18 protein-coding genes are annotated in these 23011 nt (G+C 47.2%); 5 read left to right on the plus strand and 13 right to left on the minus strand.

The genetic code is table 11. From position 1 onward, the window contains the following. Positions 1–130: 130 nt before the first annotated feature. The 10 genes from ACUJFL_RS16120 to ACUJFL_RS16165 all read right to left on the minus strand — a co-directional run bounded on the left by ACUJFL_RS16120 (position 131) and on the right by ACUJFL_RS16165 (position 10886). Complete coding sequence (locus ACUJFL_RS16120; protein WP_445428017.1) at positions 131–553, minus strand: hypothetical protein; 423 nt, start codon at positions 551–553, stop codon at positions 131–133. Between the two features lie 29 nt (positions 554–582). Next, a complete protein-coding gene (locus ACUJFL_RS16125) occupies positions 583–1836 on the minus strand; it encodes a tyrosine-type recombinase/integrase (protein WP_445428018.1) in 1254 nt (417 codons plus the stop codon). A 239-nt stretch (positions 1837–2075) separates the two neighbouring features. Continuing rightward, positions 2076–2810, minus strand: coding sequence for a 1-acylglycerol-3-phosphate O-acyltransferase (locus ACUJFL_RS16130; RefSeq protein ID WP_306177814.1), 735 nt, complete (start codon positions 2808–2810; stop codon positions 2076–2078). Between the two features lie 53 nt (positions 2811–2863). Then, a complete protein-coding gene (gene parC / locus ACUJFL_RS16135) occupies positions 2864–5143 on the minus strand; it encodes a DNA topoisomerase IV subunit A (protein WP_445428019.1) in 2280 nt (759 codons plus the stop codon). Then, positions 5140–6543, minus strand: a complete 1404-nt coding sequence (locus ACUJFL_RS16140; RefSeq protein ID WP_445428020.1) for a diguanylate cyclase — start codon at positions 6541–6543, stop codon at positions 5140–5142. The genes parC and ACUJFL_RS16140 overlap by 4 nt, the downstream gene beginning before the upstream one ends. A gap of 34 nt (positions 6544–6577) precedes the next feature. Then, the gene (parE, locus tag ACUJFL_RS16145; RefSeq protein ID WP_445425475.1) at positions 6578–8470 is read right to left on the minus strand and encodes a DNA topoisomerase IV subunit B; all 1893 of its coding nucleotides are present in this window, start codon (positions 8468–8470) and stop codon (positions 6578–6580) included. Further along, positions 8467–9057 (minus strand): YqiA/YcfP family alpha/beta fold hydrolase, encoded by a 591-nt coding sequence (locus tag ACUJFL_RS16150; protein ID WP_229587181.1) that lies wholly within the window; start codon positions 9055–9057, stop codon positions 8467–8469. Before ACUJFL_RS16150 ends, parE begins: the two co-directional genes overlap by 4 nt. Continuing rightward, entirely contained in the window at positions 9057–9815 is a 759-nt protein-coding gene (locus ACUJFL_RS16155) for a metallophosphoesterase family protein (protein WP_445425476.1), read from the minus strand. Before ACUJFL_RS16155 ends, ACUJFL_RS16150 begins: the two co-directional genes overlap by 1 nt. Further along, positions 9815–10249: a DUF1249 domain-containing protein gene (locus ACUJFL_RS16160; protein ID WP_226751739.1), complete on the minus strand. Its 435-nt coding sequence runs from the start codon at positions 10247–10249 to the stop codon at positions 9815–9817. The genes ACUJFL_RS16155 and ACUJFL_RS16160 overlap by 1 nt, the downstream gene beginning before the upstream one ends. After that, positions 10242–10886, minus strand: coding sequence for an NUDIX domain-containing protein (locus ACUJFL_RS16165; RefSeq protein ID WP_445425477.1), 645 nt, complete (start codon positions 10884–10886; stop codon positions 10242–10244). The genes ACUJFL_RS16160 and ACUJFL_RS16165 overlap by 8 nt, the downstream gene beginning before the upstream one ends. Positions 10887–11002: 116 nt before the next feature. Here ACUJFL_RS16165 and tolC point away from each other — a divergent pair, with 116 nt between their 5' ends. The 3 genes from tolC to ACUJFL_RS16180 all read left to right on the plus strand — a co-directional run bounded on the left by tolC (position 11003) and on the right by ACUJFL_RS16180 (position 13946). Then, positions 11003–12298: an outer membrane channel protein TolC gene (gene tolC, locus ACUJFL_RS16170; protein ID WP_445425478.1), complete on the plus strand. Its 1296-nt coding sequence runs from the start codon at positions 11003–11005 to the stop codon at positions 12296–12298. A 123-nt stretch (positions 12299–12421) separates the two neighbouring features. Further along, entirely contained in the window at positions 12422–13348 is a 927-nt protein-coding gene (lpxL, locus tag ACUJFL_RS16175) for an LpxL/LpxP family Kdo(2)-lipid IV(A) lauroyl/palmitoleoyl acyltransferase (protein ID WP_445425479.1), read from the plus strand. Positions 13349–13361: 13 nt separating this feature from the next. After that, complete coding sequence (locus ACUJFL_RS16180; protein WP_306177822.1) at positions 13362–13946, plus strand: TcpQ domain-containing protein; 585 nt, start codon at positions 13362–13364, stop codon at positions 13944–13946. Here ACUJFL_RS16180 and glnE read toward each other — a convergent pair. Together glnE and ACUJFL_RS16190 are read right to left on the minus strand one after the other, a co-directional pair. Further along, on the minus strand, positions 13943–16759 hold the full coding sequence (gene glnE, locus ACUJFL_RS16185; RefSeq protein WP_445425480.1) for a bifunctional [glutamate--ammonia ligase]-adenylyl-L-tyrosine phosphorylase/[glutamate--ammonia-ligase] adenylyltransferase: 2817 nt from the start codon (positions 16757–16759) through the stop codon (positions 13943–13945). The two genes, ACUJFL_RS16180 and glnE, sit on opposite strands and share 4 nt — an antisense overlap. A gap of 15 nt (positions 16760–16774) precedes the next feature. After that, complete coding sequence (locus ACUJFL_RS16190; RefSeq protein ID WP_229587121.1) at positions 16775–17689, minus strand: CYTH domain-containing protein; 915 nt, start codon at positions 17687–17689, stop codon at positions 16775–16777. A gap of 121 nt (positions 17690–17810) precedes the next feature. Here ACUJFL_RS16190 and ACUJFL_RS16195 point away from each other — a divergent pair, with 121 nt between their 5' ends. Then, positions 17811–18410 (plus strand): TIGR04211 family SH3 domain-containing protein, encoded by a 600-nt coding sequence (locus ACUJFL_RS16195; RefSeq protein ID WP_306177824.1) that lies wholly within the window; start codon positions 17811–17813, stop codon positions 18408–18410. A 13-nt stretch (positions 18411–18423) separates the two neighbouring features. Here ACUJFL_RS16195 and ACUJFL_RS16200 read toward each other — a convergent pair whose 3' ends face one another. Continuing rightward, positions 18424–18933, minus strand: coding sequence for an Lrp/AsnC ligand binding domain-containing protein (locus tag ACUJFL_RS16200; RefSeq protein ID WP_226751731.1), 510 nt, complete (start codon positions 18931–18933; stop codon positions 18424–18426). A 183-nt stretch (positions 18934–19116) separates the two neighbouring features. On the opposite strand from ACUJFL_RS16200, the gene putA reads away from it, so the two are divergent. Then, positions 19117–22893 carry a bifunctional proline dehydrogenase/L-glutamate gamma-semialdehyde dehydrogenase PutA gene (gene putA / locus ACUJFL_RS16205; RefSeq protein WP_445429102.1) on the plus strand — a complete coding sequence of 1259 codons (3777 nt, stop codon included), beginning with the start codon at positions 19117–19119 and terminating at the stop codon, positions 22891–22893. Positions 22894–23011: the final 118 nt, after the last annotated feature.

Here is a 23011-nt window from a genome sequence, read left to right on the forward strand (position 1 = left end):
ATATTGATTTTATAGCGCAAATGTCAGTTTAATTTGAATTTTTTCAGTCTGAAGTTAAAGTTTACCTAACGAATTCCAATATGCTAGTTATATCAGAAGATTAATGACAAATACCTGACGGATAATCATATCAACAACTTACCGACTTAATGTTTTTCCAATCCCACTCTTCAGCCCAAGCCATTATCTGCCTAATAGCAGCTTGGATATGCTGCGCGCAGAGACTTAGCCTTGCAAGGCGGCATAAACGCATGCCTAAATAGTTAAACGACAACACCCGCCGATGTGTGATGCTATTCGCTTGTAATGTCCGATGCTTCCCACTGATTTCTATCGCCAACCCAAGCATATAATGAAGCCAGTTACCCAACGCCGCTAGCACTAGCAACTCTTTGAGCCTTTCTTTTTTATACGTCTGATGGGCGCTTCTGCCAAGCCCGTATATCTGACTCTTCTGATCACAGAAGCTCTCTTCAATTTGCATTCTCGCGTTATAACACTTGGCAATTTTTGCAGCGTAATCACTTATTTGTGGCAAAGAACTGACCAACAACCATGGCTCTTTGTATGATTAGTTCACTGTTATGCTTGTACTCTAAACTCAAGCACACTATTTTCACCGGCTCTTCCTGTAATAATCATAAGCTTCCTATACCATGCTTGATACGCTCGCATTTGCTCTGGTAAATAATCACTTTTATCGTAAACGCGCCACACTCCGGGTAATGTATGATCTAGCATAATTTCGGCTATATGTGGTTCAGTTAAACTACTGAAGTATGTTCTTGCCGTTCTTCGCAAATCATGAAGCGACCAGTGAGGCATATCCACTTGTTTATGCTTACGAACCCAGTTCATCACTTTGTATGGTAGAGAGATGCTGGCATTACTTGTTAAAGCCAAGTCTTTACCTCGAACCGGAATAAGATACTCGCCATCAGACAATTGAATCAGTAATTCAAATAAATATGTAAACTCTGGTGGAATTGGCCGCTTTAAAGGCCCGTCCTTTTTTCTGCCCTTGCGGTTATCAGCAGGTATAGTCCAGATACCCGAAACTAAATCAACATCAGCTTTCTTAGCCTTACGTAGCTCGCCGTTGCGGCACCCATATAAAAGACACAGCTGCATAAAGATTAGATTCTTTGGTTCTGCATATTGTGCATATTCAAAATATTCAAACAGCCAACTGAGTTCTTGTTCGGTCAGAACTCGGTCTCGCTCGTTACGTTCTATGTGCAGATCAGTGTGAGCACCTATTTGCGCCAGCACATTATTAGTCACTAAGTTTCTTTTTAAGGCCCAAGCCAGCATGCTTTTACTTTGACTTAAAAGCCGACCGGCCATTGAGGGTGTTTTTTCTGCAACAGGTTCAATTACTGATAACCAGAGATCCAGATGGACCTTTGCTACAGGCAAGCGCCCAAGCTTTGGTAATAGGTGCTTCACTACGCTCTTATACAGATGTGGAGCCTGTTTATTCTTCCGGACAGCCACTGCATGAAACCAGCGTTCAAATACGCCCGCTACTGTATCAACCGTATTTTGACTGAGCTTATCTTGTTTTTCGATAGCTTTAATCATACGCGGATCATTACCTTGCTCAAGCTCAGCACGGTAACGCATACACTCTGCTCTAGCATCTTTAAGTGACGTGAGTGGGTAAGAGCCAATATCACAACGCTGCTGCTTACCTGCATATCGAAATCTAATTTGAAAAGTGATTTTACCGCCGGCACTTACCCTAACACTCAAACCATCCCGATCAGCTTTTTCAAATCGCTGTAATACAGTTTTGCCGTGATTAGCTTTTAGCCAGCTATCTGATAAAGACATTTCTGATTCCTCCCTGATGTGTACACACCATCTATTTAACTCAAATTGTGTACTTACTCATGTACACAGGTATGTTGAACTAAAAAGGAATATAATGAAACATGGAGAAACAGAATTAAGGGGAATTTTAATATAATTATATGGTTAGCGATACTTGGGGAAACTGGCTGATTTACACTAAAACACAAGAAATAGTTTCTGCGGTAAATTCTTGCCAGTTTTCCATAAAGATTACTCAGTTATTTTTTCTGTTGCGCAGTGTAGTCGTTAGCTAGCTCGGCATCAAGCGCACTAATTTGATCTGCCATTTGCTGACGAATATTTCGGGCAAACTGGCGTAAATTGTCATCTTTAGTCAGCACCACCGGCGCATTCATTTGGATAATCACTTTACCGTTGCGCCAGCGGTTTAATTTAAACTGGTTATGCGTAGAGCTCATACATACCGGCACTAAGGGCACATTCGCTTCTAAAGCTATGTGAAAAGCACCCATCTTAAACGGCAACAGCCCCCGACCATAACTGCGGGTGCCTTCGGGAAACATCCATACCGAGATCTTTTGATTAGCGATACGCTCTGCGGCAAATAACATCGTGTTGAGCGCTTTAGCTTTGTTATCACGGTCAATTAAGAAGTTACCGCTAAGCCAATATAATTGGCCAAAGAATGGAATAAATTTCAGGCTTTTCTTACCAATGGTTACGGTGCGCGGTAGCACTGAACCACTGATAGTAAATAAATCGAGGTTATTTTGGTGATTAGCAATAAACACGTATGGCTCGCCTGGTGCAATCGCCGGATCATAACGGATCTCTACGTCAATGCCGAGGATCCACGATACCTTGCCGTACCATTTGCTAAACAATGCCACATTGTTAGGATGAAAAGGGCGGAATAAACAAACCAGTAATCCCGCCACGGTGCTGCCAATAAAAAACAGCACTAATAACACTATACGCAATACAGCAACCACATCAGGCCCCTTGCCAAATCACACCACAATCAGATCAGGGGCCTAGTATAACGTTATTCGCTCGGGCTGCTGGTTTGATCACTAAGGCCATTGACAATTATTTCATCAATGCGCTGTAAACCGCGTGGCAGCTTATTACCACGCCGCCCCCGTTCACCATGATAGTGCTGTAAGTCATCCACTTTCAGGCTAAGCTTACGCTTACCGGCCACTAAGGTGACACTGCCATCAGCCGGTACTACGGCTAGCAAACTGACAAACTCTTCTCGACTGGCTGAACGTGCCGACGGGATCGACATCAGCTTATTACCTTTACCTTTGCTGAGTTTCGGTAACTCGGCCACAGGGAACACCAGCATACGGCCTTCGTTTGAAATACACAGCAATAAATCGGTATCGGGGTTGCCAACCGGTAACGGTGGCAATACTTTTGCCGCCGTCGGTAAACTGAGCAGCGCTTTACCGGCTTTATTACGACTGAGTAAGTCATTAAATTCCGCCACAAAACCATAGCCCGCATCAGAAGCGAGCAGTAATGTTTGTTTTTCATCGGCAATTAACACATGCTCAACGGTTTCGCCGGCCACAATGCCGAAACGGCCGCTTAATGGCTCACCTTGGCCGCGAGCTGAGGGTAATTCATGTGCTTCGGTGGCATAACTGCGACCCGAGGAATCTAAAAATACCGCTTGTTGATTCGAGCGGCCTTTCGCCAAGGCTTTAAACGCATCGCCGGCTTTATAACTAAGGGCATTGCCATCCACATCATGCCCTTTGGCACAGCGCACCCAGCCTTTTTCAGATAACACCACGGTAACCGCTTCGCTTGGCAATAATTCTTTTTCGCTTAAGGCTTTGGCTTCTTCACGCTGCACGATAGGGCTGCGGCGATCATCACCGTATTTTTGTGCATCGGCCATCAGCTCATCGCGCACGAGCTTAGTCAGTTTTTTCTCAGAGCCTAAAATAGCCTGAAGCTTATCGCGCTCTTTGCTCAGCTCATCCTGCTCGCCCCGGATCTTCATTTCTTCTAGCTTGGCAAGGTGGCGCAATTTCAGCTCTAAAATCGCTTCAGCTTGGCGCTCTGTTACACCAAAAAAAGCAATCAACTCAGGCTTAGGTTCGTCATAGGTTCGAATAATGCGGATCACATCGTCGATGTTTAAAAAGGCAATTAACAAACCTTCTAATACATGCAAACGGTCTAACACTTTATCTAAGCGGAACTGCAAACGCCGACGCACAGTGTCACGACGGAAGCTCAGCCACTCGGTTAAGATTTCCAGTAAATTGCGCACCCGTGGCCGGTGATCTAGCCCTAAAATATTCAGGTTAACTCGATAACTTCGCTCTAAGTCAGTGGTGGCAAACAAGTGCTGCATTAACTGCTCAACATCAATACGATTAGAGCGTGGCACAATAACAATGCGGGTGGGGTTTTCGTGATCCGATTCATCACGTAAATCTGACACCATTGGCAGCTTTTTCGCCTGCATTTGCGCCGCAATTTGCTCCAGTACCTTCGAGCCCGACGTTTGATGCGGCAGCGCCGTTATCACAATATCGCCCTCTTCTTGCAGATACACCGCACGCATTTTAATACTACCGCGGCCTGTCGCGTATACCGCCGCAATATCTTCGATAGAAGAGATAATTTCGGCATCAGTTGAATAATCGGGGCCTTTCACATGCTGTAATAAATCGGCTAATTCAGCTTTCGGATTATCCAAGATCTCAGCACACGCATTGGCAATTTCACGCACGTTATGCGGTGGAATATCCGTGGCCATGCCTACTGCAATACCGGTGATACCATTAAGTAATATATGCGGTAAACGAGCCGGTAACACCTTGGGCTCTTCGAGGGTGCCGTCAAAATTGGGGATCCAATCGGCGGTACCTGAGCCTAACTCAGATAACAAAACTTCGCTAAAGCGCGATAATTTGGCTTCGGTATAACGCATTGCCGCGAAAGACTTTGGATCATCCGGCGCACCCCAGTTTCCTTGGCCGTCGACCAACGGATAACGATATGAAAAGGGTTGAGCCATCAATACCATGGCTTCATAACACGCGGAATCACCGTGCGGATGAAACTTACCTAACACATCACCGACAGTACGCGCCGATTTTTTATATTTCGCCAGATGCGACAGGCCTAATTCAGACATGGCATAGACGATGCGACGTTGCACCGGTTTTAACCCATCACCGATATGCGGTAAGGCCCGGTCCATAATCACGTACATGGAATAATTTAAATAGGCTTCTTCGGTAAAGCGGCGCAGTGGCAGTTGTTCGGTGCCATCGGCGGAAAGTACGGTTTCTGTCATGCCTGATCCTGTCGTGTTGGCGAGCTGGGTGTGGCCTTCGCTGAACGGGTGCGGCGTAGTAATAACACCACCACCAGTATGAATAGCCCTAGGGTCGAGGCCATGCCCAGCCATAACCATTGCATTACTCTATTACGTTCAACTTCTGCTAAGCGTAACGCGTTTAATTGGTATTCTTGCTCTAACATATTTTGCTGAACTTGCTCGCGCTCGGCTTCAAAACTCAAGCGCATTTTTGCAATTTCTAACTCGTTTTCTTTATCTCGAAATTGCTGAAAACCACGAACAAAAAGCCGCATAGTTTGAAAAGCACGTTCATATTGCCCTTGATCCGCTAACAATTCCGATTTGAGTAATTGAAACGATAACAGCATATTACCCGAACCACTGTTCTCTGCCGTTTGCATATATTGCTCAGCCAGCAATAATTGCTGCATGGCTTGGGTGTTTTGCTGCAAGTTTTGATAAATCAGCGCTTTTTCATAATGATGACTGGCTAAATAATAGTCGGAATGAATAACCGCCAAATACTCTTCGGCTTTTTCCATGTAATTTAACGCCACTTGCGGTTTGTCCATTTCATTACTGGTTATCGCCAAACCGTTGTAAGCGTAATATAAATTCAATATATCTTGCTCTTTTAAGGCCGATTGCAACATCCGCTCGAAGCTTTGTAGCGCTAACTCAAAGTCTTCTAAATAGCTGTAATTGCGAGCCAAATTATACAATACCGTCACGCGGTTTTTATGCCAGCCCAACTCTTCATACAACACTAAGGCTTGCTCTAGAAACTCTTGCGCGTCTTGCTCATACGACAAGTTAGAGTACAGCAAGCCCAACTGTGCATTTACTTCGGCTAGCAGCTCTTTATCTTTTAATTGCGTCGCGCGCGCATAGGTATCTTGTAAGTTTTGTAATGCTTGGTGCGTACGATTTTGTAACGAATCAACCGCCGAAATATTAATTAGCCCGCGTAAACGCAGCCTTTCATTTTCGACAGCAATCGCCGTCGCCACGCCTTTTTGATACCACTTCATCGCATCGGCTAAGGCCAATTTCATTTCAAAAGCAAAGCCCAACTCATAGCTGAGCTCGGCATATAAACTGCTCGGATTATCTTTGAGTAGCGCAATACCCTGCTCTGCCACCGCTTGCTGCTCTTGAAAACGACCTAAATGACTTAAAATGGTGGCTTGATGATTTAACCAATAAGCCTGAGCCACTGCGCTTAAGTTAGCAAACTGCGCCTGATTAGCCGTTAAAATCTCGAGCATCTGTTCTGGCGCACGATTTTTTTCTGCAGCAACTTGCTGCAGCCACTCAGGCACATCATCAGGTAACGACTCAGCATGGCCGAGACTAACCCAACACCACAGAAGAATGACCAGCAGTTTTTTCACAGGTGACTCCATAAATGCTTTAGCCGTGCCTAGATTAAGCGATGATGGCTCTATCACCTTTTAATTCCAGCCAATTACGCCGATCGGTAGCACGTTTTTTCGCCAACAGCATATCCATCAATTCCATTGTTTGCGCCGCGTCGTCTACAGTCAGTTGCACTAAACGCCGAGTGTTCGGATCCATTGTCGTTTCACGCAGTTGCAGCGGGTTCATTTCACCTAAGCCTTTAAAACGTTGCACATTGACTTTGCCGCGTTTCTTTTCTGCTTCGATACGGTCGAGAATACCATTTTTCTCTTCTTCATCAAGCGCATAGTACACATCTTTGCCAATGTCTATTCGATACAATGGCGGCATGGCAACGTAGACATGGCCCTGCTCAACTAGATGGCGGAAATGTCTCATAAACAGAGCACACAGCAAGGTGGCAATGTGTAGCCCATCCGAGTCGGCATCCGCTAGGATACACACCTTGCCATAACGCAAACTGGATAAGTCTAACGAATCAGGATCGATACCAATGGCCACGGAGATATCATGAACTTCTTGTGAAGCCAAGATTTGTCCAGATTCTACTTCCCAGGTATTTAAAATTTTACCGCGCAGTGGCATGACGGCTTGAAACTCCCGATCACGCGCTTGTTTAGCAGAGCCACCCGCCGAGTCACCCTCAACTAAAAAGAGTTCGGTACGGGCTAAGTCTTGTGCCGAGCAATCGGCTAACTTACCGGGTAAAGCCGGCCCTGACGTTACTTTTTTACGAATGACTTTTTTTGCAGCCCGTAGCCGCTTTTGGGCATTGTTAATACAAAAATCGGCTAAGGCTAAAGCCACATCGGTTTGTTCGTTTAACCACAAGCTAAAAGCATCTTTGACTATACCACTGACAAAAGCCGCCGATTGCCGTGACGATAAACGCTCTTTCGTTTGGCCAGCAAACTGCGGATCTTGCATTTTCAATGACATCACGTAAGCGCAGCGATCCCAAACATCTTCTGCTGATAGTTTAATACCCCTGGGCAATAAATTGCGGTACTCACAGAAGTCTCGCATGGCTTCTAACAACCCCTGGCGCAAGCCATTAACGTGCGTGCCGCCCATCGCCGTCGGGATTAAATTGACATAGCTTTCGGTGGTTAGCTCTCCCCCTTCTGGCAACCAAAGTAACGCCCACTCTACCGCTTCGGTACTGGCGGTAAATTGACCAACAAACGGCTGCTCAGGTAAGGCAATAAAATGCTGTACGGCTTCGGCGAGATAGTCACGAATACCGGCTTCATAACACCATTGATATTGTTGTTGGTTAACTTTGTCATCGAACTTTACGGTTAAACCAGGGCACAATACGGCCTTGGCTTTTAATACATGTAACAAACGACTCACTGAAAACTTGGGTGAATCAAAATAAGAGGCGGTGGGCCAAAACCGAACGCGTGTACCGGTATTGCGTTTACCCACGGTGCCACTAACGGCTAACTCTGCCACCTTGTTACCATGTTCAAAGGCGATATCATAAACCTGACCATCGCGGCGAATACTCACATCCACTCGGCTTGATAAGGCGTTAACAACAGAAATACCAACACCGTGTAAACCACCAGAGAATTGGTAGTTTTTGTTAGAGAATTTACCGCCCGCATGTAGCCGGCACATAATCAATTCGACGCCAGACACCCCTTCTTCGGGGTGAATATCCACCGGCATGCCTCGACCATTATCGATAACTTCAATCGATTGATCATCATGCAAAATCACCTGCACTAAATCGGCGTGACCGGCTAACGCCTCATCCACGCTGTTATCAATTACTTCTTGCGCTAAGTGATTTGGCCGCGTGGTGTCGGTATACATACCTGGACGGCGCTGCACCGGCTCTAAACCGGTGAGAACCTCGATCGACTCGGCATTATAAAGTTGTTCAGTCATACTGTAATTTGGCTTCCCGTTTCCTGAGGTTGCAGACAAAAATCGGCAATGTGTGGCAGATAATCTTGATAACCAACAAAGCTATGATCACCACCTGTAACTAGCTGAACCTGTGCGCCCTGATAATAATCCACGGCCAAACGATAATCTAACACCTCATCACCGCTTTGCAAAAGGACTAAATAGCGACTGGGCTGTTGCAACTGCATCGGCATCAAGGCTTCGAGCTGTTGCATATGCTGCGCTTGTACCTGATAACGCTGTTGTAACACCGGGTGTTCGTACTCACCCAAAAATTGGTTTAATACCCGATGCGGTGCCACTGCCGGGTTGATCACGCAGGCGCGACAGCCGATACGCTCGGCCAGTACCGTGGCTAAAAACCCACCCAGCGAGCTGCCAATAATGGCTGTTGGCGGTTGCACTATGGCTTGCTCTAATACCTGCATCGCCGCATCGGGCGTGTAAGGTAAATCTAGCGCTTGAAAATGCACATTCGGTAATGCAGCAAAGTAAGCTTGGGTTTGCACCGCCTTGGTCGAAAGACTGGAACTGGCAAACCCGTGTAAATATAAAATTCGTTGCATTAAAGCCTCTTAAACTGCCAACTGACCTGACCTGCCGCAGCAAAATACCATTCGCACCATTGTGGTCCGGCATTAACGGTTTGCCAGTCATCGCTTGCTAAAAACTGCACCGAACTGGCTGGGCAACCGACAATATCAATACCCTGCACCACCTTGTGATAAGCCAGATGCGCGTGGCCATGCGCCAGCCCTTTAATTTTGGGTTCGCGCAGTAACCATGGCCAAAAAGTCTGTTGATCGCGCAAACCATGTTTATCAATAAAACAGCCCAATGCCTGAGGGTGATGATGACAAAACAACCAAAACTGTTTGGCCTGACTTTTTGCAAACTGCTGGGCTAAAGCGCTTTGCCGTTCCTCGGCAAACTCACCGGCAGGTGTCGGGCCCTTGGTATTTAACAAAAACAGTTGCCACTCGCCTAAGCTTAAACTTTCTGCCCTTTGAAACGGTGGCTGTTGTTGCAGCTGAGCTAACATAGCCAAATCATCATGATTACCGGGTAACACAAACACAGGGCAGCTTAGCTCTTGGCAAAGTTGTGCCAATAATTGATAACTGCCCAAGGTGTGATCTTGGGTGAGATCGCCGGTTAAAATGAGTGCGTCGGGTGGCGACAGTTGTAATTGTGTTAAAATCGCTTGTAAGTGCACCGCCGGTTGGCAATCACGATATATGCCATCGTGTTCCGCCAATAAATGACAATCGGTAATTTGCACTAAACGATAGGCCGCTTTTGCTGGGAATACATAGTTGTGCATTAACCTGACACCGCCGAATGCTGCCGAGTACCACGCCGCGCGCACAAGTTTAACCAATCGCGAAGTAACATATTAATTTGTCGTTTTTCATCAGGCTGCGACATGGTGGCATTCGGATAAGGATACACACCAATAAAGCGCCATTGCTGCTGCGCTCGCACCACTTCGGCTAACCGCGCATCATGGTAAAGCTGCACATCAAAACTGGGTTGAAAATAAACATGATCGGCACTGCTCAACTCTATTTTCACCCGCGTAGTAAAGCGCGCAACCTCAAGCACCGTTAAGCAATAAATATCCTGCTCACCCAGCGCGATAAATAATTGCTGGCCAAGTTGCGGCGTTTCGGGCAATAACGGCAGCAGTGCGGCATAGTTGCGTTCACACAAACTCAAAAAGTCGGGTAACTGCGGTACATAAATCGATTTATGCAAGGCGTGTACCCCAGCGTTGCTGCACATCGCTTAAATGCAGCGCTAACCATTGCAAGCCAATCACTGTCGCAGCATTGTTAATGTGCCCTGATGCTAATAATTGCATGGCTGTTTGCCGTGGCATAACGTGCATTTTGATGTCCTCATGTTCAGCATCGAGCCCAAATAAACCGCCAGTAACGGGTTGTGTTAGCCGGGCTAAATACAAATGAATTTTCTCTGTGCTGCCACCGGGGCTCGAAAAATAATTTAACATTGGCCAAAGCTCGCTTAAGGTTAAGCCCGCCTCTTCTTTTGCTTCACGAATTGCGGTTTGCTCTGCTGTTTGGCCATCGTCAATCATACCGGCAATAGATTCGAGTAACCACGGGCTTTGACCTTGATCGACCACGCCCACGCGGAACTGCTCAACCAACACCACTTCGTCGGTTTGTGGATTATAAGGTAAGACTATCACAGCCTGTCCGCGCTCGAAAACTTCTCTGATCATTGGCTGGCTCCAACCGCCTGCAAACAGCTTATGTCGCAGTTGCCAACGCTCAATCCGAAAAAAGCCCTGAAAAACCGTGGTTTTGTCGATAATGTCCAGATCTTCTGCTTGAAAAGAAGGATACTGTCCTATCTTGAATTGCGACATGGTTGCCCTCACATTTTGTTACACTCTACCGGGTAACTTTACGGTTTAAACGTTACCTAGTTTACTTTAACAGGTTATCATTTGGGCAGTTTCCTTATTCAGCCAGGATTTATTACATGAAAAAAACGTTATTAAGCACTCTCGTGCTGTCATCGCTAAGTTTTTTTAGCCTACAACTACAGGCTGATGACTTAAAGGCGGTGTATCAGCTCGCTACCCAAAAGGATCCGGTTGTGCAACGTGCTGCCGCTAACCGCGATGCCGCTACCGCGCGTATTGATATCTCTAAAGCCCGTTTATTACCCTCTGTCAGCTTTGGCGCTGAAATTGGTCGTTCCTCTAACGATGATTTACGCTTCGGTGGCAGTAACAGCATCGGTGCCAACGTTACCGCGCGGCAAAGCCTGTTTGATTGGTTTGATTGGCAAAGTTTGCCACGCGCAGAAAAAGTGGCGCTGCAAAGCCAAACCATTTACAACGCTGAAGTGCAAGGTCTGATCTTACGCGTGACGTCAGCTTATTTTGACGTGTTAAAAGCCAAAGATAACTTAACGTTCGTGGCTGCCGAAAAACGCTCTGTAGAACGCCAGTTAGAGCAAACCAAGCAACGTTTTGCGGTAGGCTTAACCGCGATCACCGATGTGCATGAAGCTCAAGCTCAATATGACAGCGTGGTTGCGCGTGAAATTAGCAGTGAAAATAACCTAGAAAATGCCCGTGAAGCCCTGCGCGAAATCACGGGTCAGTATCATGCTGAAGTCGCCATGTTGAATACCGACAAATTTTCTACCTCACGGCCGCAGCCTGCTGCAGCCAATGAGTGGGTTGGCATTGCTGAGGAAAACAACTTGGTATTACAAGCTCAGCGCATTTCGTTAGATGTGGCTGAAATTGATATTGATTTAGCGAAAGCGGGGCATTTACCCACCGTTGATGCGATTGCCAATTTAGGTGTATCTAAAACATCAGGCTTTGATCGCTTTGACAACAGCTCAATCAGCATTAGCCTCTCTGTACCGATTTACAGCGGCGGTGCTATTGATGCAAACGTGCGTGTGGCACAAGCTAGCTATGTGGAAGTCAGCCAAGCTTTAGAGCAAAGCTATCGCTCTGTGGTTCGCCAAGTGCGTAGCTCATTTAACGATGTCAATTCACAAATGTCTGTGATCCGTGCTTTAGAACAAGCGGTTATTTCGGCGCAAAGCGCCTTACAAGCAACCGAAGCCGGCTTTGAAGTGGGCACCCGAACTATCGTTGATGTCTTACTCAGCACCCGTAATTTGTTTGATGCACAACGTAACCTATCAGGCGCGCGTTATGATTACATCTTAGCGCAGTTACAGCTCAAACAAGCTGCCGGTAACTTAACAGAAGAAGACCTGTTAGCCATTAACAACGCACTGACGATGTAAATCTGTTGAGGTATACCGCGCGTCGGTATACCTCGTCTTTTCGTATGCTCCTACCAGTTTCACCTTTCCTGCTGCGATTTTTTCGATACAATACCGACAGTTTGTTTTTTTCGGATATCAATTTTGGTTAAGTCTCCTCAGTTTAGTTGGCGTTTTTTATTGCCGCGTTATTGGCTGTTATGGATCGGTGTCGGCTTGATGTACCTTATCAGCTGGTTACCCTACCGTGTGCTGATGACCCTAGGCGCAGCCTTAGGTAAGTTATTATTTAAAGCCTTAAAATCCCGTCAAAAAATTGCTAGACGAAATCTCGAGCTTTGTTTTCCACAGAAAAGCGCGGCTGAACGTGAAGCCTTGTTATGGCGCAACGCTGAAGAAAGTGGCAAAGCCATGTTTGAAACGGTGATTGGCTGGTGGTGGCCGGATTGGCGAGTTCGTCGCTTAGCACATATTACCGGTTATGAGCATATCCAGCAGGCAGTCGCTAACGGCAAGGGTATTTTATTGCTGGCGGGGCATTTTCTGCACTTAGAGGCGGCTGGGCGAGTGATTGGCTTAACCCACCCCAGCATTGGTTTTTATCGTCCGAACAATAACCCGCTAATGGATTATCTGCAGTACCACGGTCGCAGCCGCAGCAATAAATATATGATTGGCAAGCGGGATGTTAAAGGCTTGATCCAGGCGCTAAATCAGCAAGAAGTGTGTTTTTATCTTCCCGATCAAGATTACGGTCGCAGTCGGGCTGAGTTTGTTCCTTTTTTTGCGGTGGCAGATACCGCCACCACCACCGGCACCTTACTTTTTGCCAATGCGGCAAATTGCGTGGTGATCCCGATCTATACTTATCGTTTACCTGATTATCGCGGCTATCAAATTGACATACTGCCGGCGTTTGATCATTTTCCCAGTGGCGATGATCGCGCCGATGTAACCCGCGTTAATCAGTGGGTTGAGCAAGCCGTATTAAAAAACCCCGAACAGTATATGTGGCTGCATCGGCGGTTTAAAACCCGACCGGATGCTGAAGCACCGTCATTATATGACTAGGACGTTATAACCCATGAAGATTTTATTACAGCTGCTAGTGGGGATCTTGGTCATTGGCCTAGTGTTTTTGCTCATCACTAAACCTGAGCTATTGTTCGATCCGACTAAAAAGAATGCGGCCGCCGAGGGCTTTAGCCGTTTTTATTCGGATTATCGCACCAGCCTGCAAAAAACCCGCGATGCCAGCGATTTTATTATTACCATTCCGGATACGAGCGATGAATTGGTCTTACGCCTACGTCGACGTGAATTGCAAGTAGCCGCACCGGCGGCGGCAACTTGGCGTGGCCAAAAGATCCGTCGACGTTTTGAAGCCGGAAAAACCATTAAGCAGGTGTTGCAAGATTATGCTGATCAAGAACAGATGCAGCTTTTTTGGGCATTACCACGCGACTACGTTGTGAAAGAGTACTTTGTCACAAACGGTAGTTTAGTCGAAGCATTACAGGAAATGACGGTGACCATCAGCCCGGATTTTAAGCAGCCTATTTTTGGCTTTTTTTGTCCTAATGCCCGGGCTTTAGTGGTGACCTATTTAACCGATCCGTTTTTCCAACAAAATTGTGTGGCGACCGGGCCTAACCCCTACCAGCTTTAAGCTTTTGGTGCATTCGCAAACCAGTGCTGCCAACTTTGCTGTACCTGCGCGCGATGCTGTGCCAAGCCGCTATCCACATTCACCGTAGCAGGCGCAAGTGTATGCCGATGCCCTGCGCCACGTAATACCTGATACGCCTCGGCTAAAGCCATGGCTTCCGCTTCTGGCAGTAGACCACTGGCCGCTGCGGCCGCTAAAATACGAATATTATCGGTGAATTCAAACAACGCTGGATAGTCTTTACTATAAGCTAGCACTAAATACTGGCTGAGAAATTCCAGATCAACAATACCGCCAACACTGTGCTTTACATCATCCGTCGCGACACCATGATGCTCACGCAACTTAGCACGCATCTGCAGTACATCTTGGGTTAACTGCGCAGCATCCCGTGGCAAAGTTAAAATTTGTTGCCGGATCTGGCTGAATTCGGAACGCAGTTCCGCCGAGCCTAAGATCATCCGCGCCCGAACTAAAGCTTGGTGCTCCCACGTCCAGGCATCCTGCTGTAAATACTGCTGATAAGTGTCGATATGAATAGCTAACAAGCCAGAATTACCGGAAGGCCTTAAGCGCGTATCAATCTCGTACAGCACGCCACTGTTGGTTCGCGTGGTACTTAAATGGAGAATACGCTGCACAAGTTTTAAGTAAAATTGCAACGAATCGATGCTGCGATCGCCAGAGGTGCCTTCTTGGCTGCGGCATTGATGCAAGAATACCAAGTCAAGATCCGAACCATAACCCAGCTCTAAACCACCGAGCTTACCATAACCAATCACCGCAAAACCTTTATCCTGATCACTGGCTCCCGCCGGTAAACCATAACGAGCCACCATTTGTTGCCACGCTAAATTTACCAACTGTTCAACAATCACTTCGGCTAACCAGGTTAAGTGATCACTCACTTTCATCAAGGGCAAAGCCCCCGAAATATCAGCTGCGGCAATACGTAGCTGCTGCGCTTGTTTAAATTGCCGCAAGGTTTCCATTAATAACTCTAAGTCATCTTCCGGCACCCGCAATAAATATAAACGTAAGCGATCACGATAGTCATCAATGGTGGCCACCTGATACAACTGGCTCGGATCAATCAATTCGTCAAGCAACATTGGATAACGGGCCAGTTGCTCGGCCAGCCAACCGCTTTGCGAGCAAAGCAGCACCAATTGCTGCATCGCGGGCGGATTTTCAAAAAGTAATTCTAAATAGGCGGTGCGGGTAACGATTTTACTAAATACACCAAGGATCCGACTTAAAATGGTATTAGAAGCCTGTTGATGCTGTAACCAATGCAACAGTTGTGGCATCAGCTTGGCTAAATATTCACGGCCACGCGGGCCCACTGAGCGGCGTTGACAATCCAATTTAAACTGCTGTAATTGTTCGAGCAGTGCGGTTGCCTCAGCCATATCTAACCAATCAACTTGCTCTGCTAAGTCCGAGCCCACACTGTCACTGTCCCACAATAGGCGCCCAAGGCTTAACTCTTGGGATTCCAAGTTTTCTTCTGGCTCAATCACCAATTTAAAATACTGATGAATACGCTGCATAGCCGCTTCAATGTCTGCCTGCAAACTGGCCCAATCGGTTCGCCCTAAACAGGCTAATAACTGTTGTTGACCAACCGCCTCGGCCGGTAAGGTTTGTGTTTGTTTATCGTCAATACCTTGCAGGCCTTGCTCTACTTGACGCAGCCACAGATAGTCTTGCTGCAAGGCGGCAGCATGCTCGGCACTCAGCAACTCGTGCTCTTGCAGTAAAGGCAACACCTTTAACAGCGATTGTTGCTGTAATTGTGGAATACGCCCACCACGAATTAACTGCAAGGTTTGCACAATAAATTCCACTTCGCGGATCCCGCCTGCGCCAAGCTTAATGTTATCGCGCCGATTGCGCCGACGATTCTCTTGTTCAATTAACTGTTTCATCCGCCGCAGCGATTCAATCGCGGAGAAGTCAATATAACGCCGATAAATAAAGGGTTTTAATAAGACTTGTAACTCAGGCGCGTAACGCTTATCGGGGTTAAGTACGCGCGCTTTTAACATGGCGTAACGTTCCCATTCACGCCCTTGCTCTTGATAGTAATCTTCCAGTGCTGCAAAACTGAGTACCAGCGGCCCGCTATCGCCAAAAGGCCGCAACCGCATGTCCACACGATAGCAAAACCCATCAGCCGTCACCTGATGTAAGGCGGCAATCAGCTTTTGCCCGACCTTAGTGAAAAACTGTTGATGCTCTAGGGGCCTGCGTCCGCCCACCGTTTCGCCGTTACTGGGATAAGTAAATATCAAATCGATATCAGATGAGAAGTTCAGCTCACCACCACCCAACTTACCCATGCCTAAGATCAGTAACGGCATTGGCTCGCCCTGTTCATCTAAAGGCTGACCACTACTGAGACTTTGCTGCTGATAAGCCCATTGATAGGCGCTGTTAATCAAGGTATTCGCTAATTGCGATACCGACGTCAGGCTGGCGGCAATTGGTTGTAATTCAAAAATATCCGCCGCCATAATCAAGCATAAACTGGCATTTCGATAACGACGTAACGCAGAAAATACGTCGCTTTCAGCCGTTGAAGTGATGGCAGTTAAGGGATCATGAAAACCAGCGGCTAAATGCTGCTGTAAGCGTTCACTATCACAACAGAGCGCCAGCAACTGCGGCTGTTGCCTGAGCGTACGGCCAATAAAAGTACTAGACTGCAACAGACGAGTCAGCTTAGCCAACGTTGCCGCGTCCAATTGCGGTGATAAGGCTTCAAAATCGGCTTGCCAATAGCTACCCTGCCCCTGTGATGCGGTCATGTTGTACTCCTTTGCTTAAACGTCTTGTAACAGTAAAGCGGATACCTTTAATAACAGCAGATGATACGCCTGACTGTTAAAGACTAAAGCACCGCTTTCTGCCAACTCTCTGGCCGCTGTGCGGGCCTGACTGGACAAGAGTTGTTGTCCTTCATCGGTTAATTGATGCGCAAGTTGCTGTAACGCGTCTTCGACCTCGCTCAACAAATCAGGCGCTAACTCTTGCAAATAGCAGTTTTCTAATTGCTGTAAACGCTGCAAATACACCAGTAGCGGTTGTGCGGCTTGTTGGGCAGCTAACGGCTTGGGTCTGGCGGTGGTCTTGTTATGAAACAGTTGATAACCGCGGGCGGCTTTACTGAGCCAACCGGTGCGTAATGGCAAGGCTTTTAATAAGAATTCGGCGAGTTCAAACAAAGCTTGTGGCCGCCCTGAAAGTAACTCCAGCTCCATTTCCGAAATCGCTTGGCGCCGCTCCCCGGCTCGCACTTCGCCATTATCGTAGACCACTTCAATTTCAGCATCCGGCAATTGTACCACCCAACTACTGCGCTGAAAGTCAGTACGAAATAGCTCAACCAGCTGTGTTTGCAGTGCGCTGATATCTGTGTCTGCGGGCCACACTTCAGCAGGAAACTGGTCAAGCTGCGGTATGACGCCATGACATGGTACATTGTATTCTGGGCGAATTTGCAAGGCGCCATGTTGTTGCCCCGCTAGCTTTAAGGTTTGCTCAAAACGCCCTAACTTTAAGCGCGAGCGCAATCCCATATCATGTTGCCGAAACCAATGCTCTGCCGTATCAAAGTAAGCATTTAGCAGTGATTGCGGTTCAGTTGTACGTAAAATGGGGTAAAGCTGCAACAGATCCGGCAGTAACGCGGCATCTGCAGCACTAATTAAATACTTAAGTTCAAGTTCCAGACTCATTACCACTCTCCGACAGCGAACTGGCCTTACGGCTATTAGTCCTTGTCAATTGCCACACAACTGCCTATCATCGCCGTTATTGTTATATGACATCTGTTTTCAATTAAGTCTCAGGATACCTATGTTTAGATTATTTCGCAGCTCTGTTCGTTCGTTATTTTTACTCAGTCTGTTGCTATGCTGGTTACCGGCACAAAGCCAAACTGAGCAAAAACAGGCTTTTATTAGCGATGCCTTAGTGGTGTACTTGCACTCTGGGCCGGGTAATCAATATCGTATCGTCGGCACGTTAGCGGCCGGAAGCAGCGTGGTATTCCTGTCTGAAGACAATGATTATGCGCAAATTCAGTATGAGGAAGATAAAACCGCTTGGTTGCCAAAAGAGCATCTGACATTTACGCCCGGTTTAAATGCCCAACTGAGTGAATTAACGGCCACTTTTCAAGAGCAAAGCTCGCGCTTAAATAGCCTTGAGCAAGGCGCCAGCCAACTGCAAGCCACTTTAGATCAAGTGACACTCGAGCGTGATTTAGCCGTACAAGAATTAGAACAACTGCGACGTAATAACGAGCGTTTAACGACTGAGCTGAATGCCACCCAAGCGAGTTTTTGGCAGCAGCCAATGACCATTGGTGGTGTGATTTTAACCTTCGGTTTAGTGTTCGGTTTATTGTTACCCAAATTAATTCCAAGCCGTCGTAACAGCGACCGCTGGATGTAACATGCCAACGCCCCTATTGCGGGGGCGTGCTGGCATCAGCATGTGTTTTTAAAGGTAAACCGCGGTCGTTTTTCACTTGCTCAATCACCACATAGGTGTGGGTTTGCGCTACGCCGGGTAAATCGACTATCTTGGCAAGGATCTGCCGATAAGCTTCCATCGTCGGTAAGCGCAGTTTCAGTAAATAATCAAAGCCCCCAGCAACCATATGACACTCTGCCACTTCCGGGATCTGCACCACGGCATCGCGAAACTTATCAAACACATCACTGGTGGTTCTATCTAACGTTACTTGTATAAAAGCCGCGGTGCCATAACCTAATTTGCCACTATTCAGCCTTGCGCCATAACCTTCAATAAACCCTTCTTTTTCAAGACGTTTTACTCTATCAATACACGGGCTTGCACTTAAATTGACTTTTTTGGCTAAGTCAACATTGGCAATTCGACCTTCTTTTTGCAACGTATCGAGAATACTGATGTCAATACGATCAAGTGCTTTCGCTTTGGGGTTCGAGTTCATAGCAGTATTTTCTTGGGTATTTGATATTGTTGACAGAATTATATACGGTTAAACCGCAAAAATAACCACCCTATGCTGTGGTCTTTTCTCTAAAATGCCGCTGATAACAACAAAGCCAAAGGCATGTTCGTGCGAGTCATAAATGACAGCGCCAATTCACGTATCGACAATCAGGATAATTCTATGCTGTTTAATGGTTCTTTGGTCACCACAGACCCTATCCGCCAACTCATTCGCGATTATTACCGCGCCGATGAAGATGACGTTCTAGACTTTTTGTTGCCACAGGCAGAAGTGGATGCGAAAACACGCAGTCGGGCCTGGGAGCGTGCACGGCAACTGGTTTTATATATTCGCCAAGCGCAGGTGGGTAAAGGCGGGGTTGATGCCCTATTAAACGAGTTTTCACTGTCGACAGAAGAAGGCTTGGTATTAATGTGCCTAGCCGAAGCCTTGCTGCGTGTGCCTGACAGCCTAACAGCCGATCGACTGATCCGCGATAAATTATCGCAAGGCGATTGGAGTGCTCACCTAGGCAACAGCAGCTCATTATTTGTGAACATTTCAAGCTGGGGCTTATTGGTCACAGGTAAATTAGTTAATTATTCTGATGACGAGAAAAAACAACAATTTGGTTTGCTCAAGCGTACTTGTGGTCGCTTAGGCGAGCCAGTGATCCGCCAAGCCGTGCGCTATGCCATGCAAATTATGGGTACGCAATTTGTCTTGGGTACCACCATTGATAAAGCACTAGAACGTGCTAACGTCATGGAAGCCAAAGGGTTTAGTTATTCTTACGATATGCTGGGCGAAGGCGCCCGTACCATGGCCGATGCAGATCGCTATTTTGAGGCTTATTTAACCGCCATTGAAGCTATTGGTAAAGCAGCCAAAGGTCGTGGCCCCATTGTTAGCCCGGGTATCTCGGTAAAATTATCGGCTATTCACCCACGCTATGAATTTAGCCATTTAGATCGGGTGCATGCCGAACTAGTGCCGCGCTTAAAACAACTGGCATTAGCCGCTAAAAAATACGATATCGGCTTTACCGTGGATGCGGAAGAAGCTGACCGCTTAGACATGTCGTTAGATGTGATTGCCAAAGTGTTTAGCGACCCCGATCTGGATGGTTGGGAAGGCTTTGGTTTAGCCGTACAAGCCTATCAAAAACGTGGCTTTTATGTCATTGAATGGCTGCGCGAGTTAACGGTTAAAGTTGGCCGTAAAATGATGGTGCGCTTAGTAAAAGGTGCCTATTGGGATACTGAAATTAAGTTATCGCAAGTAGAAGGTTTAGCCGACTTCCCAGTATTTAGCCGCAAACCGGCTACCGATGTCTCATATCAAGCTTGTGCCAAAAAGCTGCTCAGTTATCGTGACAGTATTTACCCACAATTTGCCACGCACAATGCCTATACCGTCGCCACCATTATTGAAATGGCGGGTGATCTGACTGGCTTTGAATTCCAACGTCTGCACGGTATGGGTGATGCACTTTATGATCTGATTGTCGAAAATGAAAAGATCCCGTGCCGCATCTATGCCCCGGTTGGCGAACACTCTGACTTATTAGCCTATCTGGTGCGTCGTTTATTAGAAAACGGTGCCAACAGCTCTTTTGTTAACAACATTATCGACGATTCTATACCGGTTGAATCCTTACTGCATGACCCGGTAGAAATCGTGAAAGGTTGGCAAAGTAAACGTAACCCAGGCATTCCACTGCCTATCGCTTTATTTGGTCACAGCCGCAATAACTCGCGGGGTTTAGATCTCACCGACATCAACCAGCTAACGCCGCTAAAACAAAGTATGGAAGAGTGGGAAGACAAACTGCACGTCGTGAGCAGCGACGCGGATGACGTAGCGGTAGTAAACCCGGCTAACTTAAAAGAAGTGATTGGTTACCTGCAATATGCTACCCCTGAAGCCATGCAGCAAATGTTAAGCGATGCCGATGCCGCTTTTGCCAGTTGGGCCGATACGCCGGTTGCGGAGCGTGCCGCCTTGTTACGTCGTTTAGCCGATGCCATGGAAGCACATCAAGATGAATTACTGACCCTTTGCGTTAAAGAAGCCGGTAAAGTGCTGGCCGATGCTGTAGCAGAAGTAAGAGAAGCGGTTGATTTTTGTCGTTATTACGCGCATCAAGCTGAGCTGTTGTTCGCTAAACCACAACAAGCCCGTGGCGTGTTCTTATGTATTAGCCCATGGAATTTCCCGCTGGCGATTTTTATCGGCCAAGTGGCCGCCGCTATTGTTGCCGGTAATACTGTTGTTGCCAAACCGGCAGAGCAAACCAGCTTAGTTGCCGTAAGGACGCTCGAGCTGTTAAGCGAATGCGGCATGCCTAAGCATGTGGTGCAGTTGGTCATTGCACCAGGGCGCCAAGTGGGTGAACACATTGTGCCGGATCTGCGTGTGCAAGGTGTGATGTTTACCGGCTCAACAGAAACCGGTTGTTGGATCGCCCGTAAATTAGCTGAGCGCGGCGGTGAACCTGTGCCGCTTATTGCGGAAACTGGCGGTCAAAACTGTATGATTGTCGACTCGACAGCGTTGCCTGAGCAAGTGGTCGATGATGTGATCTCTTCGGGTTTCCAAAGCGCGGGGCAGCGCTGCTCCGCCTTACGGGTGTTGTTCCTACAAGAAGATGTTGCAGATAAAATTATCACCATGATCAAAGGCGCCATGGCAGAGCTACACGTTGGAGATCCAGCGTGGTTAAGCACCGATTTAGGCCCGGTTATCGATAGCAAAGCACATGAGCGTTTAACCAATCATGTACAGTATTTACAAGATAAAGCGACGCTGCATTTTGCTTGTCCGATCCCAGCAGAAGGTGAGCATTTCTTCTTTGCACCACACTTATACGAAATTAGCGATCTCACCGTGTTAGAGCGTGAAGTGTTTGGCCCTGTGGTGCATATTATTCGCTTTAAAGCAGAAGAGATTGATAACGTGATTGCGCAAATCAATGCCACCGGCTATGGCCTAACCACCGGTGTGCACAGTCGTATTGATCAGTTAACGCAAAAAGTTCGCCGTGAAATTAAAGCCGGAAATATTTACGTAAACCGTAACATGATCGGTGCCGTGGTTGGTGTGCAACCCTTTGGTGGTCGTGGTTTATCGGGTACCGGCCCCAAAGCCGGTGGCCCACTGTATTTGCAGCGCTTGGTCAAAGATAACCTGAGTGTTGATTGCCCAGCGTTAGATGCAGGTAAAAAAGTGCGTTTGCTGGCAGAAACCACCAGCCGTGCCGTGGCTTATGCCATGCCAGCGGCGGATATTGCCCAGCATAAATGGGCAGCCTTACCCATTAACCAGCGTACATCGGTGTTACGGCAGTTCTTAGCCTCTTTGGCTTCTAACAAGGTTGTAAGTCGACAAGAGCCTGATTTAGAGCAAGTGTTAACCGTGGCACGCAGCAAGTTACAACGTGTTGAACTGGAGCTGCAACGGCCGATAAATCTGCCGGGGCCGACAGGTGAAAGCAACACTTTAACGTTAGATCCACGCGGGATCTTAGCGTTATTGCGTGATGACACCAGCAGTTTTAGCCATTGGTTATTAAGCATTATTACTGCTTTAGCCGCAGGTAATGCCGTGATCACCGCGGTTGAAGAAGATGATGTTATCGAAGCGGAAGCCTGTATTAAAGCGTTAATTGCTGCCGGTATGCCACAACATCTGTTAGCGGTAGTTCGCTTAGATTGCTTAACGACGTTGTTAGCGCATACCGATCTGGCCGGTGCCGTGATTGAAGTCAGCAGTGCTTTAAAACCGCTGGCAGCAGAACTCATCGCCGCGCGTGAAGGTGCAATACTGCCGTTAATCACCGCGCCTGCCGATGAACGAATGTTACATCGCTTAGTCACTGAAAAAACCATTACCATCAACACCACAGCAGCTGGCGGAAATGCCTCGTTAATGACAATGGCTGAAAACGTCGGTTAACGCGGCAAAATAGACGCTTATGCTACTAAAAAAGCCCGCTTAAATACGGGCTTTTTGCTATGCTAGAAATACGACTTATTTGAGTCTCAACACTTTCCACGGATGCAAAGATCATTAG

The organism is Alishewanella sp. HL-SH05 (assembly GCF_052655985.1).